Origin of the sequence: Streptomyces sp. NRRL F-525, from assembly GCF_000716605.1 — a bacterium.
GTDB lineage: Bacteria > Actinomycetota > Actinomycetes > Streptomycetales > Streptomycetaceae > Streptomyces.
Window position 1 is genome coordinate 1 of record NZ_JNXE01000058.1, and the last position, 17462, is coordinate 17462.

13 protein-coding genes and 1 pseudogene are annotated in these 17462 nt (G+C 69.7%); 5 read left to right on the forward strand and 9 right to left on the reverse strand.

Going from position 1 to position 17462, the window contains the following annotated elements:
- The 5 genes and pseudogenes from OO69_RS53345 to OO69_RS45120 all read right to left on the reverse strand — a co-directional run.
- A pseudogene (locus OO69_RS53345) lies at positions 1–617 on the reverse strand (hypothetical protein); the annotation flags it as partial.
- On the reverse strand, positions 614–4801 hold the full coding sequence (locus OO69_RS45105; protein WP_033286828.1) for a DUF3367 domain-containing protein: 4188 nt from the start codon (positions 4799–4801) through the stop codon (positions 614–616). The pseudogene OO69_RS53345 and the gene OO69_RS45105, both read right to left, overlap by 4 nt.
- Positions 4798–5571, reverse strand: a complete 774-nt coding sequence (locus OO69_RS45110) for a class I SAM-dependent methyltransferase (protein WP_051801761.1) — start codon at positions 5569–5571, stop codon at positions 4798–4800. The genes OO69_RS45105 and OO69_RS45110 overlap by 4 nt, the downstream gene beginning before the upstream one ends.
- Positions 5572–5621: 50 nt before the next feature.
- Entirely contained in the window at positions 5622–6773 is a 1152-nt protein-coding gene (locus OO69_RS45115) for a glycosyltransferase family 4 protein (RefSeq protein WP_033286829.1), read from the reverse strand.
- Between the two features lie 238 nt (positions 6774–7011).
- Positions 7012–7989, reverse strand: coding sequence for a DUF3068 domain-containing protein (locus OO69_RS45120; RefSeq protein ID WP_033286830.1), 978 nt, complete (start codon positions 7987–7989; stop codon positions 7012–7014).
- 154 nt (positions 7990–8143) lie between these two features.
- Between OO69_RS45120 and OO69_RS52750 the strand changes: the two genes are divergently transcribed.
- The 4 genes from OO69_RS52750 (at position 8144) to OO69_RS45135 (ending at position 11288) form a co-directional block, all read left to right on the forward strand.
- Positions 8144–8296 carry a hypothetical protein gene (locus OO69_RS52750; RefSeq protein WP_199811161.1) on the forward strand — a complete coding sequence of 51 codons (153 nt, stop codon included), beginning with the start codon at positions 8144–8146 and terminating at the stop codon, positions 8294–8296.
- A 4-nt stretch (positions 8297–8300) separates the two neighbouring features.
- Entirely contained in the window at positions 8301–9542 is a 1242-nt protein-coding gene (locus OO69_RS45125; protein ID WP_033286831.1) for a helix-turn-helix domain-containing protein, read from the forward strand.
- A 133-nt stretch (positions 9543–9675) separates the two neighbouring features.
- Complete coding sequence (locus tag OO69_RS45130) at positions 9676–10449, forward strand: IclR family transcriptional regulator (RefSeq protein WP_033286832.1); 774 nt, start codon at positions 9676–9678, stop codon at positions 10447–10449.
- Positions 10446–11288: an SMP-30/gluconolactonase/LRE family protein gene (locus OO69_RS45135; RefSeq protein WP_033286833.1), complete on the forward strand. Its 843-nt coding sequence runs from the start codon at positions 10446–10448 to the stop codon at positions 11286–11288. Before OO69_RS45130 ends, OO69_RS45135 begins: the two co-directional genes overlap by 4 nt.
- Positions 11289–11511: 223 nt before the next feature.
- Here OO69_RS45135 and OO69_RS45140 read toward each other — a convergent pair whose 3' ends face one another.
- The 4 genes from OO69_RS45140 to OO69_RS45155 all read right to left on the reverse strand — a co-directional run bounded on the left by OO69_RS45140 (position 11512) and on the right by OO69_RS45155 (position 15625).
- Positions 11512–12699: an MAB_1171c family putative transporter gene (locus OO69_RS45140; protein ID WP_033286834.1), complete on the reverse strand. Its 1188-nt coding sequence runs from the start codon at positions 12697–12699 to the stop codon at positions 11512–11514.
- A complete protein-coding gene (locus OO69_RS49135; protein WP_324604588.1) occupies positions 12696–13589 on the reverse strand; it encodes a DUF6545 domain-containing protein in 894 nt (297 codons plus the stop codon). Before OO69_RS49135 ends, OO69_RS45140 begins: the two co-directional genes overlap by 4 nt.
- Positions 13590–13760: 171 nt before the next feature.
- On the reverse strand, positions 13761–14297 hold the full coding sequence (locus tag OO69_RS45150; RefSeq protein WP_078652872.1) for a toxin: 537 nt from the start codon (positions 14295–14297) through the stop codon (positions 13761–13763).
- Between the two features lie 38 nt (positions 14298–14335).
- Positions 14336–15625, reverse strand: coding sequence for a DUF6545 domain-containing protein (locus tag OO69_RS45155; protein ID WP_234444699.1), 1290 nt, complete (start codon positions 15623–15625; stop codon positions 14336–14338).
- Positions 15626–15943: 318 nt separating this feature from the next.
- Between OO69_RS45155 and OO69_RS45160 the strand changes: the two genes are divergently transcribed.
- Positions 15944–17458: an alpha-N-arabinofuranosidase gene (locus OO69_RS45160; protein ID WP_033286835.1), complete on the forward strand. Its 1515-nt coding sequence runs from the start codon at positions 15944–15946 to the stop codon at positions 17456–17458.
- Positions 17459–17462 lie beyond the last annotated feature (4 nt).

The following is a 17462-nucleotide window of genomic DNA, read 5'->3' on the forward strand; positions in this document are numbered from 1 at the left end:
CGACCACCGAGATCTACACCTAAGCCTTCGTCGGCAGCGTCAGATGTGTATAAGAGACAGCATGTGGACGGGGTGTTCTCGGGGGGTTCTGGGGTGTCTGGAGGGCGGGTTGGTGGGGCGGTCGGGGTGTTGTCCTTGCCTCCGTACAGCTCCGCTGCGGTGGCGAGGATGCGGAGGCAGGCGGGGCCGTCTAGTGCCGTGTGGTTGACCGTGAGGATGAGGGCGGTTCCGTGGGGGTGGGCTACTGCTTCGAGGCGGATCGGTGGGGATGCGGTCAGGGGTGGGGTGTGGTCCAGGGAGCGGGTGCGGGCCTGTTTGAGGGCGTCTTGGGTGGGGGGTGGGAAGGTCACCACCTCCAGGTCCGGGGTGTCGGTCAGCTCCCATTCGTAGTGGCGGCGGTACCAGGGGCCGGGGGCCTCGCGCATGAGGATGCGGGGGTGGTGGTGCAGGGCCTCTGTGAATGCGGTGCGGAGCCGTTCCGGGTTTATGGGGCCCGGGAGGTGGACCTCTATGTGGACGGTTTCCGGTTCGGTGGATTGGTGGCAGTGGCGGGCGATTTCGTCGACTGTGGGGAAGGGGATGCGGGTGGGGGAGCGGGGTTCGTTGAGTGTGGTCATTCCGGTTCGTCCCTTGGGTGCGGGTCGGTGGGGGCTGAGCGCGCAGTTCCCCGCGCCCCTGTCGGGGCGCTCCACTCCTGGACGCTTGCCAGTGCCGCGAACAAGGCGATCAGGGCTAGGAGTTGGGCCGTGTGGCTGAAGGCTCCCTCGCCTGCGCCTACCGGTTCGTCCGCTCCCGTCGCCGCCGCGATGCCCGCGCCTGCCATTGCGGCGAACGCGATCGGGACCAGCAGCGCGTGGCGGCGGTAGGCCAGCAACGCCAGTGCCGGGACCAGGAGGGCGAACCAACCCGCGATCACCACCCCGACCAGCGTCAGCGCAACCGTGCCCAGCCACAGCCCGGGCAGGGGTGGGGCTGGTTGCAGTTCGTCGGAACTCGGTTCGTCGCGGCGCCAGATCACCAGGGCCAGGAGGATGGCCACTGCGGCTGCGCTGCCGATGAGGCCGGCCTCGTATGTTGTCGCCGGTTCGTATGTCAGCTTGATCTTGCCGCCCGCGCCTGCCGGGACGCGCCAACCCTGTTGCCAGCCGTCCAGGCGGAGCGGGGTCAGCTTCTTGCCGTTCAGGGTGGCTTGCCAACCGGTGTTGTAGTTCTCGTACGTGGTGAGGTACGAGGCCGTGCCCGAGCCGACGGTCACCTCGCGGCGGTCGCCCAGCCAGTCCTGGGTCGTCAACTGGCGGGCGGCGGCGGTGGGTTCGGTGACCGTTCCGCGGGTCAGCGTCACGTCCGTGAGGGTCAGGGGGCCCGCGTCGCCTGCCTCCACCCGGTGTGTGCCCGACGTCAGCTTCAACCCGGAGTCGGTCCGCCCCTGCTGACAGAGCGTCACCTGAACCTCCCGGCGGGCCGTCAGGTCTCCTACGGTTCCCTGCACGCTCGTCTCGTACAGCTCGCCGTCCACCGCCACCACCGGGCCCTTTCCACAGGGCAGGGTGAAGGGGCGGGAGGGGTCCGGCTGTGGGGTGCGGTACTGGTCAAGAGCCGGGATGTAGGCCTCGGTCAGGCCCACCGGTAGTTGGAGGTTGTCGTCCGCTATCGGGTTGTGGAGGGTCAGGGGGGCCGTTTTCGTGATCGTGATGGTCAGGCTGTCCGTCGTTATCGGGTCGAAGCGGGTTACGCCGTTCTCGTCCACGCCGGCGATCGTCGAGCCGTCCGGTGAGGTGATGTCGACCTCGGTCGGGCGCGTCGACAGGCCGCCCGCCGGGGCCAACACCACTTCGCCCACTGGCTGTTTGCCGGTCCAGGTGAGGTGGATCGTCGGCCGGTCACCCGCGATCCAGCCCGTCGTCAGGTCGCCGTCCGTGAGGTCGCGGGCGGAGAGGCCTGTGCCAAGTGCCGCTGTGGAGTCCGCTGTTGCCGTGATCCGGTGTTGTTGGGGCGGGGCGACCTCGTAGAGGAGCTTGTCCAACTCCTCGCCCGGGGTTGCCACCGCGCTCGCCTTCATCTCGTACGTTCCCGCCGTCGACGTCGAGAACGTGCGGTGCAGGCCCGCCTCCGTGCCCGTCGGGGAGAGGCCCGTCGGGTCGGCCGTGCGGTGCAGGGAGATGATCTCGGCGGAGGCGTCGGAGGCATTGGCGTCTGTGGGGAGCTTGAGGAGCCGGGTCACCTGGACGTGGGGAAGGGTGATCTCTGAGAAGCCCGCGCCGGTCAGGCCGGTGTGGCGGGCGACCGAGTCGACGATCGTCAGCTTCATCCAACTCGTGGCGCCCGAGGGGGCCTTGATGGTCTGCGTCATGCCGTTCGGCTGGAGGTAGCTGGTCGCCGAGCCCTTCGCCGTTTCCACCCTCACCTCCGTCGCCGCCGCCCGCACGCTCTCCTGCGGGAGCGGGGTGACCTTGAACGAACCCGGCATGTCGTACGACCCGCCCGCGAAGCCGATGCGCAGCCATTGGCCGTTCGGTGAGCCCGCCGCGCCCTCCGCCCACGCGGTGTCCGGGTTGCCGTCGAAGGCGTTCACCGGGTCGAACTGGGGGAGCGAGAACAGCCAGTTGCCGCTCGAGGACGCCGTCACCGAACGGGCGCCGCGCAGCTCTGCCACCGTCTGGTGGGCGATGCCCTTCGTCGGCAGGATCTGCTTCGGTTTCTTGCCGGCGTCCTGGACCGCGTCCGGCGCGTTGCGTTCGTCGGGGGTGTATGTGTACGACGTGTTGGCGTCCACCAGGCCGAACCGGGTGTCGGCGCGGCGCAGTCCGTCGCCGACCACCTGGAGCGCGGGCGATCCCAGGCCCGGGTGGTTGTCGCCCGTCAACACCGTTGCCCTGCCCCTGAGTTCGGTCGCGAGGGGGAGGAGGGACTCCGGGCCGCCGGAGACCACCGCTGTGTCGGAGACCGGCGTCAGGCCTGCCTGGCCCGGGCGGATCACGTCCTTGCTCGTCGGTTCGTAGATCTCCACCGCCCGTTGGCGCGGGTAGAGGCCCTCGACCTGGAGCGGGGTGTCGTTGGCGATCCGGCCGCCGGTCATGACGGGGCCGAGGCCCGTCACCCGTTGGTAGCCGGACTGCTCCAGGGTGCGTTTGACGGTGGTGGTCGGGACATAGCCGATCTGGTCGGGGTCCAGGTCGTTGCGTACGACGACGTAGTAGATGCCCGCGCGGCTCAAGTAGTCGGCCAGGCCCGGGACTTCACTCCCGCTCGCCAGTGCCTGTTCCACCGCGTCCATCGCCCGGCGGTTGCCGGGGGTGCCCATCGGGACGTAATCGCGTTCCGCCCAGCGGGAGTCGGCGAGGACGTCGAGGGGTTCGTCGATGGGGGAGCCCCAGGTGTAGATGCCGTGCGCGGTCGCCGGGACGACCAGGGCGCGGGAGTCGGGGGAGTACTTGTGCAGCCAATCGGCCGTGGACTGCCAGTACTTGGGGAGGTGCTGGAACGAACCCGGGTTCAGGATCGACCCGTTTAGATACGGCCACGCCAGGCCCGGGAGCACGAGGATCACCGCGATCAGCGGGACGAGCCGGCGGCCCGGCACCGGGCGGGCTCCGCGTGTCTCGGCGGCCACGCCCACCAGGTGGGCCAGGCCCAGGACGAGTACGAGGGCCAGGCCCGCCTGGAACTTGTAGATGTTGCGGAAGGGGACAAGCGGGCCGTTCAGCCAGTCCTGCACCAGCCCGTGGAAGGGCGCCCCGAACGCGCCGCCGTACCCGGCGAACAGGATCAGCGCGACCGTCACGGCGGTCAGCACCAGCCACCGCCGCTCCGGCATGTCCCGTCTGGCCAGCCCGGCCAGCCCCAGCCCGGCCGCGAGCGCCGAACAGACGATCACGATCACCGAGGACGCGACCGTCCAGCCGGCCGGTATCCAGGCCTCCCCGAGATGCAGATAGGCGACCCAGTCACCGGCTCCGCGCAGGCCCTCCGTCGCCGACATGGTGTCGGTCGTGGTCTGCGAAGTCTCCACGTAGGGAAGGAAGTTCTCGCCGTAGACGCCGAGCATGAGGAGTGGGATCCACCACCAAGCCGTCGCCAGGATCACCCCCGGCACCCACCACGCGATCAGCTTGCGCTGCCGTGGTCCGGGCGGCCGGGAGAGCAGATACAGGCCGACGGGGAGGAGCGAGGCGAGGGTCGCCGCCGCGTTGACCCCACCCATGAACGGGACGATCAACGCCGAGCGCAGGCCCGCGATCCGGGCCGTATAGCGCTCGTTGGTGAGCGGCAGCAGGACCCACGGGAGGAAGGCCCCCGGAAGCGCGGCGGCCGAGGTCGACCCCACGACGATCGTGAACACCGGCCACAACGCGTACGTCACGGCGGCGAGCAGCCGGGACGCCGGGCTGCCGACACGCAGCCGCTCGGCCAGCCGCAGGGCGCCCCAGAAGGCGACCGAGAGGATCAGGGACAACCACAGGCGCTCCGCCAGCCACACCGGCAACTGCACCGCATGGGCCAGCCAGTAGAACGGGAGCATCGGCCAGAGATAGCCCGCGTACTGGTCCTGGATACCGCCGAACGACCCCCGGTCGTGCCACAACTGCCCTAGATCAGAAAGGAATTGACCGGGATCCACGGTGACACCGAGCTTGGTGTCGAAGGTCTGCCGCCCCGGGTGCACGGCGAGGAACAGCACGAACACCACGGCCCAGAACCCCAGCAGCCAGCGCCACGACCTCGGCCCCTCCGGGGGACCCGCGATGGTCGTGGTGGTGGGATCGGCCGCCGGGGGCGGGGCCTGGACCGTGGTCGCCGTCATGGTGGACACCGCCGGAGGATGAGGAGGAGGTTCCAGGTGGCCAACTCCCTTATGCCGGGCACTTTTACGACGGCTCGGTCGAGGAAGGGCCAGTAGCGGGAACGCGCCGCGACGACCACGACGTCGTCACGGGCGCGCACCTGCCGCAGGGTGGCGCCGATGTGCACGGCGAACAGGTTCTCGCCGAGGGTGTGCTTGGCCGATTTTCCGGTACGGCGCCGGTAGCGGGCGCGGGCCCGCTCGGCACCGAAGTAGTGCCACGGCGCCCACTCGTGACCGCCCCACGGGGACAGCCAGTTGGTGAACGACACATAGATCAGCCCACCGGGCCGCGTCACCCGAGCCAGCTCACTGAGAAACGTCTCCGGATCGGCCACATGCTCAAGGACGTTGGAGGAGAACGTCACGTCCGCGACCCCATCGGACAGGGGCAACAAATACCCGTCCGCGATGACGGTCCCGTCGGGCGCCTTCTCCCCCAACTCCCGTACGTCCGGCTCGAAAAGGTAGGCATGAGCACCACGCCGCCGAAACTCCTCGGTGAAGTACCCACTGCCCCCGCCGACGTCTACGACTGTGCGGCCGGCAACGGGCCCGTCATAGGCCTCGACTTGATCGGCAGCATCACGGGCGAGGAGGGAGTAGCAGGCTTCCGGCTCGTCCTGCTCACGCAGAAAGGCCCGAAAGAGGGTGAGGGAGCGGCGAAGAGACGGGTCCTTGAATTGCCGGTGAGGTACAGCGCCCCTTAAGGGGCGCGGGGCTGTATCGATATGCGGCTCCGCCGCGGGGCGCGACCAGCCCCCACCGCCCCGCAGCCAACTCACGACCCCCAGCCCTTCACCGCCTCACCGGCCACCAAACGAAACTGTCTAACCGTCCGATCCCACCGATAACGCGCCGCACGATCACACGCCGCCTTACCCATGACCTCACGCCGAAGCCCGGACAGAGCCAACGTGCACCAGGCCGCAGCAAACGAGGACTCCCCCCGGGCCAAGACCCCCGTCTCCCCGTCCACGACAGAGTCACGAAGCCCAGGCACGTCAAACGCGATCGCCGGAGTCTCCCGAGCCGCAGCCTCAGTCACTACCAACCCCCACCCCTCCAGCGCGGAGGGATGCAGCAACAACCAGGCCGCACACAGCAGTTCATGCTTACGAGCCTCAGAGACATGCCCGGTGAACTCCACACCGGGCCCGGCGAGCCGCTCAAGCCGCTCCCGCTCAGGCCCGTCCCCGACGATCAGCAACCGCCCGCCGACAACGGGCCGCACCCGCTCCCACAACCGCAGCAACAGATCGATCCGCTTGTACTCGACAAGCCGCCCCACCGCCACGAACAGCGGCTCGACGGAACGCGCGGAACGAGGCGCAGGTTCCTCAACTCCGTTGTGGACAACCCGGATCCGATCCCGCTCGACCCCGATCCCGCGCAACGCGTCCGCCGTCGAGGGAGACACCGCGACCAACAGCCCACGATGCTGCGCCCCGGTCAGCGCCCAGTGTTCAAGTCTTCGCCCGATCCGCGCCGCCGGTGCCATCGGCCCGCCGAACCGCATCTTCCACAGATCCGTGTGGACATGGTTGACCAGACACAGCGTCGGCCCGCGATGCCACACCGGCGCGAAGTACGGCATCCCGTTGCACACCTCGACCAACAGGTCGCAGTCACCGATCTGTTGGGCGAAGGCGGAACGGGCGCGCAGGAAATGACCGTACGCACCGCCCGCCGACACCACGCGATAGTCGCGGTAGGCGGCCGGGCCGCCGCACAACAGGGTGACCTGGTGGCCGAGTCGGGTCAGGCCGTCGGCGAGTCTGTCCACGAGGAGTTCGGAACCACCGGCCTGGGGATTGTCGAGGTCCCGGTGGGCGAGGAAGACGATCCGGCGCGGTTGCGGCACCGGCGCCGTGGGCTGCTGCGTGACCGGGGGAAACGGGGCGCGCAGCGGATAGGGCACGTGCTGGGGCATGGGTGCTCCAACTCGTCTCAGGGTGCGGAACGTTGGCGGATCAGGGGGTGGAACTCGGGCGGATCATGGCGCGGAACTCTGGCGGAACTCCCCGGGGTCGGTGCGGCAAGGGGCGGGGCGCGGTGCGGAGTTCTGTGGGTGGGCTGTGCCGGGGTGGGTTGGACAGTTTTCGCCCCGGCGTTCCTGACGGCTACTCACCCGCATGACAATTTCCGGGGTTATTAGAACTGACGTCACGTCACATCGTGGGTGGATACTCGGCCGAAGCGGGTGATTCGGGGCGTCGGCGGCCGCGTAGCACCAAAACGCCGCCCGCCACGGCGAGGACGAATCCGGCCACAGCGGCACCGATCGGCAACGACTGCCCCACCAGGCGCAGTTGGCCGCTCTCGCGCTTCGCCAGTTTCACCTGTTCCTGCTGCGTGGCCGTGGTGAACGCGAGCTTGTCGGCGTCCAGGAGGAGGACCGCGTCGTAGGCGTGACTGGGGGCGCGCAGGGTGCGGCGGGGGCCGGTCCGGGCGTAGATCACCCGGCCCGTGCGCTGGTCGACGATCAGCTCGATGCCGTGGTTGGAGTACCACTCCTCGGCCAGGATCTGGGGGGACTTGGGCTGGTCGACGAGGCTGCCTGGGACCAGGCGGGTGCCGATCTTCGTGGGCGGGACCGTGCCCTTGAAGACGTAACCCGAGTAGCCCTGCACCTTCTTGGTCCCCGAGTAACGCAGAGTCACCGTCGCGCCAAGGGAGTTGTCCCACCACTGGTACGGCTGTTTCCGCACGTCGAACGGGAACTTCAGAAAGGCGTCGCCCTCGAAGTACGGGTTCTCGTGGCAGCAGTGCACGGGCTTGTTGGTCTTACGGTCCGTGACCCAGCGGTTGGGGAAGAACTCCAGCGCGTCGTGCGGATCGGCGGCCGGCAGCGACTTGTCGGTGTCGACGGTCGTCGTGACGTCCCAGACCGCGTCCCCGCTCTTCTCGCTGTCCGCGACATCGCCGCGCACCTGCTGGGTGACGGTGATCCGCTGGTCGTCCACGGTCCGCAGCTCGCCGGTGTCGAAGTAGCTTCCGGTGCCCCGGTACACGGCGGTGGTGTCGATGTCGATCGGGGTCACGGCCGCCCGCGGCTCGACGTACCACGCCAGCAGCGGCGCCAGGACCAGCAGAAACGTGCCAAGTCCCAGCAGGATCAAGGAAATTGGAGAGGTCGTACGGCGCATCCGGACACTCCAGTGAAGGTTGGTGACGGAGTTCGGGCCGCTCTTGGGCCGGGAACCGTAGGCGCCCCTTGACGGAGTGTCAATGTCTGCCGACACTGGGCCGACGGGCAGGGGCAGGGCGCACGGACCTCAGGACAGAGAGGCTGACCCCGCGATGCCCAGACTGCTCGCCGCCGCACTCACCATGGTCCTGGCCGCCGCCCTCGCCGTGGGCGCCGCGCTCGGTGTCGTCGCCCTGCTGGACGCCAGACCGGCCCAGCCGAACACGCCTCTGGTCACGTACGAGCAAGCGGACCAGGGGAGTTGACCCCGTGTCCGCACCACCGGCGACCGTGATCGCGCGCTCCGCGTGGCATGACGTACCGCGACTCCAGGTACGGGAGTTCGCGGCGATCGCCATGGCCGAGGCGCCCGCGCTCGCCGAGGAGATCCTGCGGGAGATCCGGCGCGAGCATCCCCAACTGCCCCTGGTTCTCGACGACTCGGGTGAGCCGATGGCCCTGGTCGGCATCCGGCGGGCCATCGAGGTCTTCGTCCAGCACCTGGAGACCGCTGAGGGGCGTCCGACCGTACCGCCGGGCGTCTTCCAGGAGTTCGGGCGCGGTGAGGGCCTGCACGGCCGCAGCCTCGACTCGCTCCAGGCGATCTACCGGATGGGAGTCCGGCTCGCCTGGCGGAGGTTGGCCGAGATCGGGCAGCGGGTCGAGATCCCGCCGCCCGCGATGTACGCGCTCGTCGACGCGGGGTACGAGTATCTGGACGGGCTCGTCGACCAGTCCGTGCGGGGGTACGCCGAGGCCGCCGCCCGGCAGGCGGGGGAGCGGCTGCGGCTGCAGCGGCGGCTCATGGAGCTTCTTCTCGCCGAGCATCACCGGGGCGACCCGACCGAGGCCCTCGGCGAACGTGCCGCGCGTATCGGCTGGCCGCTGCCGGAGAAGGTCGCCGTGGGCGTTCTGCTGCGCCCGGCCCGCGAGGCCGTCGCCCCCGCCGTAGGGCAGGAGGTGCTGCTCGACATGGAGTACGAGCAGCCGCGCATGGTCGTGCCCGAGCCGGATGCCGCCGGGCGGCCCGAGCTGCTGCACCGGGCGCTGACCGGCTGGGCCGGGGCGATCGGGCCACCGGTGCCCTTGGCCGACGCGGTGAAGTCGGCGCGGTGGGCCGAGGCGGCCGTAGGGCTGATGGAGCGGGGGCTGTTGCCGGGCGGGGACGTTCTGTACTGCACCGAGCACACCGAGGCGCTGGTGCTGCTTCAGCCGGAGGAGCTGATCGACGATCTCGCGCTGCGGTGTCTCGCGCCGCTCGCGCACTCCGGGCCGACGCATCGGCGGCGGCTCGCGGAGACCCTGCTGGCGTGGCTGGAGACGCGGGGCGGGGCGCCGGAGGTGGCCGCGCGGCTCGGGGTGCATCCGCAGACCGTGCGGTATCGCCTTCGGCAGATCCGCGAACTGTGGGGGGACGAGATCGACCACCCGGACCGCCGGTTCGAGCTCGAACTCGTGCTGCGCGCCCAGCGGTTGCGTGGTGAACTGGGCGATCCCAGGGCCGCTCGGTAGTCACATGGTCACGCGACCATTGCCCGTGCAACCCTCTATGGCTAGCCTGTGTTCGTCATGCCGATCGCCAGTTGAAATCTCGAACAGCCACCCATAGGCATCCGCCCATAGACATCTAAGAAGGGGGCCGGTTGTGGGACGACTCGTACCTGCCGTGACCCGGGCTCTCGATATTCTCGAGCTCTTCCTCGACGGGGACGGGACGCTCTCCGCCCCCGACATCGTGCGCAAGCTGCAGCTGCCGCGCACGACCGTGCACGAACTGGTCACCACCCTCGCCGCGCGGTCGTACATCGTGCCCGTGCCCGGACAGCCGGGACGTTACCGGCTCGGAGTCCGTCCGTACCAGCTCGGGAGCCGATACGCCGAGCAGCTCGACCTCGCCGCCGAGGGGCAGCAGGTCGCCCGGTCCGTCGCCGAGACCTGCGACGAGACCGTGCACGTCGCGATCCTCGAGGGCACCGACGTCATCTACATCGCCAAGGTCGACTCCACGCACGCGGTGCGGATGGTGTCGGCGGCGGGGCGTCGGCTGCCCGCGCACTGCACGTCCGTGGGCAAGATGCTGCTCGCGTCGCTGCCCGAGCCGGAGTTGAGCGCGCGTATCCCCGCCGATGTGTCGTTGGTCGCGATGACGCCCAACAGCATTGTCGAGCCGGGGGCGTTGAGGGAGGCTCTCGCCGAGATCCGTGAGCGGGGGGTCGCCGTCGAGAGCCGTGAGTCGAATCCGGATGTGTCGTGTGTCGCGGCGCCGGTTCGGGACCGTACGGGGCAGGTTGTCGCCGCCCTTTCCATTTCCGTTCCCATGATCCGGTGGAGCGATGAGCGGCGGGTCGAGCTGGAGCAGCTTGCCGCGAAGGGTGCGGCTGAACTGTCGGAGCGGCTTGGGCATCGGAGCGTGGGATGACGTACGAGGTGGCTGTGCGGGCCGAGGCGACGCTCGGTGAGGGGCCGACGTGGGATGCGGCTGCGGGGCGGTTGATCTGGATCGACATTCTTGGGTCCCGGGTGCATACGTACGACCCGTCGTCGGGCGTGCGTACTGTGCGGGTGACCGAGCAGCATGTGGGGGCCGCGAAGCCCCGGGTTGGTGGGGGGCTCGTTCTCAATCTGCGGGACGGGGTTGGGCTTGTTGATCCCGGTGGGGAGTTCCGGTGGTTGCATCGGGAGCCTGTTGCCGGGCGGCGGGCCAATGACGCGGCCGTGGCGCCTGATGGGGCGTTGTGGGTGGGGACGATGCGGTACGACGAGGCGGCGTGTGGGGGGACGTTGTCCCGGGTTGCCGGGGACGGCTCTGTGCAGCTGATTCTTGATGACGTGGCCGTGAGCAATGGGACTGGGTGGAGTCCCGATGGGCGGTTGATGTACTACGTCGACTCTCCTACTCGGCGGATCGATGTGTTCGAGTACGCGGACGGGCGGGTGTCGAAGCGGCGGCGGTTCGCGGAGGTTGAGGTCGGCGCGGGGTTTCCTGATGGGCTCACCGTGGATGCGGATGGGTGTGTGTGGGTGGCCTTGTGGGGTGGGGGTGCGGTGCGGAGGTATACGCCGGACGGGGAGTTGGAGCGGGTTGTTTCTTTGCCGGCGTCGCTGGTCACCGCGTGTGCGTTCGGGGGGGCGGATTTGACTGACTTGTACGTTACGACTGCTCGGGTGGGGCTCAAGTCGCCGCATCCGGTGGCTGGTTCGCTGTTGGTTGTGCCGGGGGCCGGGAAGGGAATGGTGCAGCCTGCTTTTGCCGGGTGAGGTTGAGTTTTGTCCGCGGGCCGGTGGGGGCTGGTCGCGCAGTTCCCCGCGCCCCTAAAGACAAAGGCCTCCCGTGAGGGTTGGTCGTGCCTGCGCGGCGGAGCCGCAGATTGATACAGCCCCGCGCCCCTAAAGACAAAGGCCTCCCGTGAGGGTTGGTCGCGCCCGCGCGGCGGAGCCGCAGTTTGATACAGCCCCCGCGCCCCTAAAAGCAAAAGAGCCTTCAGTCGCCTGAACTCTCCAGGGTCTCCAGCGTTTTGGGTTCCGCCGGGGTTGCCATGAGACGTGATTGGGCCAGGGCCCTTGCCAGTTCTACCAAGCCGACTGTGTCGGAGACTTCTGTGGCGTAGAGGCGGTAGGTGCTCGGGGTGTTGAAGGGCTGTTCCTGGGCGGCGGCTCGGCGGGCCGCGTCGGCGACCATGGCTGCTTCGGCCGTTACGCGGGCCTCGTGGGGGGAGTGGCCCTCGTGGAGGGCGGCGTGGCGGGTGCGTTCGCGGAGGTGGTCGTCGAAGTAGGGGGTGAGGGCCAACAGGCCGTCGTGTATGGAGACTTCGCGCCAGTGCAGGCGCATGCGGGGGAGCTGGCGCAGGGCGCTGGGGGGCTTGGGGGCGATGGACGCGAAGCGGACCTCCGACCACAACGGGCCCAGGCCGCGCAGGTCGTTGAGGTCGCGCCAGTGGGCTCGGGCCATGGGCAGCAGGCGCGGGAGGGCGAAGCCGGCCGAACAGGTCAGGGCGGCCAGGGAAGCCATCGGCGGGGCTACGCCGGTGGAGAGGAAGTCGAGGTCGTGGCCGGTCCAACGGGCCACCAGCGCCGTGTACTTGACGAGCTGGAAGCCCACCACGTCCAGCAGGGTGCCGAGGAGGATCAGCTGCAGGCCGGTCCTGAGCAGGCCGGTCACCTCGCGGGCCCAGGTGACGCACACGGTGCACAGCGCCAGGGTGGCCGCGCTGTGCCCGAGCAGGTAGAGCACGATCATCTCGCGCATGTACGGCGTCTCGGCGTAGTACGTGTCGAGGTCGGTGAGCCGCTCGGTGCTCGGGTCGGCCAGCGTGAACAGCACGACGATGGTCACGATCAGCGCGCCGTAGGCGGCCATGCTGCGCAGGACCATGCGGCGGATCCGGGCGGGGGAACCGCCCCGCCAGTGGATCAGCAGGACCAGCAGGGAGCAGCTGTACGCGGAGAGCATGCCGTAGGTCAGCGGGGCACCGAAGTTGGGGACGCCGGTGAGGCGGTTGACCGTGCCCAGGGTCAGCGGTGCCGAGCAGACCAGGGCCAGCGAGCCGAGGACGATCGCCGCGCAGGTGGACAGGGTCAGCGGGTCGCGCGGGATCCGCCAGGGGCGGCGCAGCAGGACGGTGCAGGACAGGCCGAAGACGGCGGCGGCGAGATACACCATGAGGCTCATGCCCGGGTGCTCCCTTCCGTCGTGCCGGTGCGGACCCGGGCGGCGGCGACGAGCGGCGACCGGGTGAGCGCGTCCGCGATGGGCACGAGGAGGGCGGTGCCGGGGGCGCGGTCGGGGAGCCGGTCCGGGTCGTCGGCGGGCGCGAGGTGCGGGTCGGCATCCTGTTCCTCTGCGTCGTGCCTTCGTTCCTCGGCCACGGCCGCCGCCACGACCGCCGCCCATGCCGTCGCCTCGGCCTGCTCCGGGTCGCTCGTCGTGCGTGCCGCTGTCTCCAACGTCCGTTCGTACAGGGCCTGGTCGAAGAACGCGTCCAGGTGGCCGAGCGCGTTGTGGATGCTCGTCTGCCGCCACACCAGCCGGGTCGCGGGGGAGGACCAGCGCGGCCGGGGCAGCCGTAGCGCGCGGCGGGTGAGGAGTTCGGCCAGCTCGTGCTCCAGCGGTTCGAGACCGGCGTACGTCCGCCGGGCCTGCCGCCACTGGGTCAGCCGGGGGCCGGTCAGCGGGATCAGGACGCCTACGACGGTGAGGACCGCGCCCAGTCCGGCGGCGACCGGCGAGACCGTCGTGCCGAGCTGGGTCCAGTCCCGGCCGCTCCAACGGGCGATGACCGCCGCGAACTTGGTCACGCTGTACCCGGCGCCGCACAGCGAGCCCACGCCCAGCGTGATCAGGCCCGCGCGGAGCCAGCCGTGCACCTGCCGCGCCCAGCGCAGCGCCGACACCGCGGTGACACTGACGGCGGCGAGATGCCCGGCCAGGTACAGCACGATCATCTCGGCGATGAACGGCGTGGTCGCGTAGTAGGTGTCCAGGTCGGTGCGACGCTCCACGGGGGTGCGGCCCAGCGCGAACGTCACCGCGATGCCGACGAGGATGATGGCGTACGCCACAATCCAACGGCGGGCGGTGCGGTGGACGTTGGGGCAAGCAGGCCCCGGCCAGGCCGAGGAACACGCAGATGACCCGGAGATAGGGGTCGCGCCAGTGCCGTATCAGGTCCGGGGTCTTCACCAGCACGCCCAGCCACAGCAGGCCGCAGCTGAGGTAGTCGATCAGGCTGCTCATTTTCTGGTCCCGCGGTAGTTGAGGGCGGCGCCGATCCGCCCGGCGACACCCTGCGTGCCGTCGTCGGCCGCGGCGGGGTCGTGCGCGGGGTTCGCCGTGGCCGCCGCCTGGAGCCAGGGTCGCAGCCGTCCGCTCATCAACATGCCGAACCTGTCCGCCTCTTGTTCGTCGGCGAGGCTGAAGTCGGTACGGGCGGCGACGGGGCGCGGGCTGCCGTCGGCGGTGGGCGGGGGTGTGGGCTGCGCGGTGCGCTGGTGCATGTGCCACACCTCGTGGCAGAAGATGACGATCTGGTGCCAGGCGGCGGCCCGCTTGTCGATGACGATGACGTCGTAGGTGTCGCCCTCCAGCCACAGCCCGCTGGCGGTGTGCGGCGGGAACACCTCGCGGCGGACGACGATCTCACGCCCCCGCCAGCGCGTGACGGAGTCGACCAGCGCGTCGAACAGGGCCTCGGGGTCGGCCGGGACCGGGACGCGCATGGGATCGATGAGGGCACCGGCGAACCGGCGCATCTCCTTCTTCGTGCGCACCGCTGCAATATGCCAGGACATACGCCGACTCAGCCACCTCACCGTCGCCGCGGCAGCAGGAAGCGGGGCGCTTCCGCGGGATGGGCGGGGGGAGTACGGCGGCCGGGTTCCGCCGAACTTGCCGGTACGGTCCCGGAGTTGGCCTGAGCCGCGGAATTGGCCTGAACGGCACCCCGCACCGCGTCGATCGCGTCACGGTGCCGCAGCGCGCAGGAGACGGGCCCGATCTCCTGGAGCAGGTCGGCGGTGTCGGGATGGCCGCCGGGGTTGTCCTGGCCGGAGTCGATGGCGTCCAGGATCGCCACCGCCGCCGCGAGGGCCTTCGCGCGGGCCGGGGTCCAGCCGAGGCGGAGGGCGGCGAGGTGGGCGCGGGCGCGGAGGTCCTCGTCGAGATGGCGGGCGAGGGGCAGGAGGACGTCGCGGATGTACGTCTCCCGCCGGATCAGGCGCAGTTCGGGCGCGGCGAACAGCAGGAAGGGGACGCCGTCGCCGTCGACGGAGCGCATCAGGACGTAGAGCGGCCGGAGTCGGTGGTGGGCGAGGCGTACGCGCAGGCGGCCGTGCAGGAACTGGCCGGTGTGCGGCAGGATGAAACCGACGGCGATCAGGACGGCCGCGAGACAGGCCGCGCACGGAGCCACGTCCGTGCTGAGGGCGTCGAGGTCGTGCCCGGTCCAACGGGCCGTCACCGCGGTGAGTTTGGCGAGATCGAAGACCAGGCTCAGCGCGTAACCGGCGCCCAGGAACGTCAGCCCCCAGCGCAGCCAGCCGTGCAGGCCGTCCGCGCGGACCCAGTTCCAGATGAGCCGCACGGTGATCACCACGGCCACGGTGTGCGCGAGCAGATAGAGCAGGATCTCCTCGCGCATGAAGGGCGTGCCGGCGTAGTACGTGTCCAGGTCCCGCACCCGCTCCACCGGCACGTCGGCGAGGGCGAACAGCACCCACAGCGCCACGATCACGCCCGAGTAGACGGAGATGATCCAGCGTCTGGCGCGCCGGGTCGTGTTCGAGCGGTCGGACAGCCCGTTGCGCCAGGCCACGATGAGCAGTAACCCGGCCCCGCTGAACGCGGTGAGCAGCGAATACGCCCACGGCGCCGCGAAGTTGGGGACACCGGTGACCCGGTTGATCCAGCCGATGACCGACGGCGTCACGGACACGAACAGCGCGCAGGCGAACAGCAGCAGCCCGCCGACCGCCCGCAGCAGCGGGTCCCGCCACATCCGGATGATCGCCGGCAGCTTCAGCGCGAGGGCGGCACCGAGCACCACCGTGGGGACCCACACGAAGGACGTGTACAGCTCGCCGAGGAAGGTCGTCACCACGTCGTACGCTCCCCCCTCCCACCGTCCGCTGCACAAGCCGGTCCGAGGTTACGCGCCCACAACTGCCAACGTCATGTCATCCGGTGGCCGTTGTGGGACCGGGAACGACCGCTGTGTCCAGAAATCGCCCCCGAGAATGCACAGTGCAGAGTGGCCAACCCATTGACGCGGAGACGGTGAGATTTTACGGTCCTGTTCGAGGCTACGAGCAATATGCGATATTTCGAACGAACCTAGGGGCGCGGGGAACTGCGCGACCAGCCACAGCGAACCCGCACTCGCCAACGAATCACAAGCCACCCCTCCCGAGAGGCGCACATGCGTACCGCCCGCTTCACCCTCGACCCCGCCTTCACAGTCGGCGAAGTAAACCCCCGCCTCTTCGGCTCGTTCGTAGAACACCTCGGCCGCTGCGTCTACACCGGCATCTTCGAACCGACCCACCCCACCGCGGACGACGCCGGCATCCGCCAGGACGTACTCGACCTGGTCCGAGAACTGGGCGTCACCACCATCCGCTACCCCGGCGGCAACTTCGTCTCCGGCTACAAGTGGGAGGACTCGGTGGGCCCCGCAGGGGACCGTCCCCGCCGCCTCGACCTGGCCTGGCGCTCGACGGAGTCCAACCGCTTCGGCCTCTCCGAGTACATCGCCTTCCTCAAGAAGCTCGGCCCCCAGGCAGAACCGATGATGGCGATCAACCTCGGCACCCGGGGCGTGGCCGAGGCCCTGGAACTCCAGGAGTACGCCAACCACCCCGCCGGCACGACCCTCTCCGAGCAGCGGATCGCCCACGGCGACAAGGACCCCTTCGGCATCAGGGTCTGGTGTCTCGGCAACGAGATGGACGGCCCCTGGCAGACGGGCCACAAGACCGCCGAGGAGTACGGCAGGATCGCCGCCGAGACGGCCCGCGCGATGCGCCAGATCGACGCCGGTGTCGAACTCGTCGCCTGCGGTTCCTCCTCCCAGGCCATGCCGACCTTCGCCGAGTGGGAGTCGACGGTCCTCCAGGAGACGTACGACCTGGTCGACTACATCTCGCTGCACGCCTACTACCAGCCGACCGACGGCGACCTCGACTCCTTCATCGCCTCCGCCGTCGACATGGAGTCCTTCATCGAGAACGTGGTCGCCACCGCCGACCACGTGGGCGCCCGCCTCAAGTCGAAGAAGAAGATCAACCTCTCCTTCGACGAGTGGAACGTCTGGTACACGTCGGACTGGGAGGAGCAGGCGAAGAACGCCGACCCCGCCGACTGGCCGGAGGCGCCGCGGCTGCTGGAGGACAACTACAGCGTCATGGACGCGGTGGTCTTCGGCTCGCTCATGATCGCCCTGCTCCGGCACGCCGACCGCGTCACCGTCGCGTGCCTCGCCCAGCTCGTCAACGTCATCGCGCCGATCATGACCGAACCGGACGGCCCGGCCTGGCGCCAGACGACGTTCTTCCCCTTCGCGCAGGCCTCGAAGTACGGCCGTGGCCAGGTCCTCGACGTCCGCGTCGACTCCCCGAAGCACGAGACGAAGCAGTACGGCGAGGCCGACCTGCTGCACGCCACCGCCGTGCGCGGCGAGGACGGCTCGGTCACGGTGTTCGCCGTCAACCGCAGCCGCACCGAGTCGCTCCCGCTCGAAGTCGGCCTGAACGGGATGGACTTGACGTCGGTCGTCGAGCACAGCGCCCTCGCGGACACCGACCCGGACGCCCGCAACACCCTGACCGACCCGGAGCGCGTGGCCCCGCACGCGGTCGAGGGCACCACCCTCCAGGACGGCACCCTGACCGCCGTACTGGAGCCGCTGTCCTGGAACATGATCCGGATCAGCTGAACCC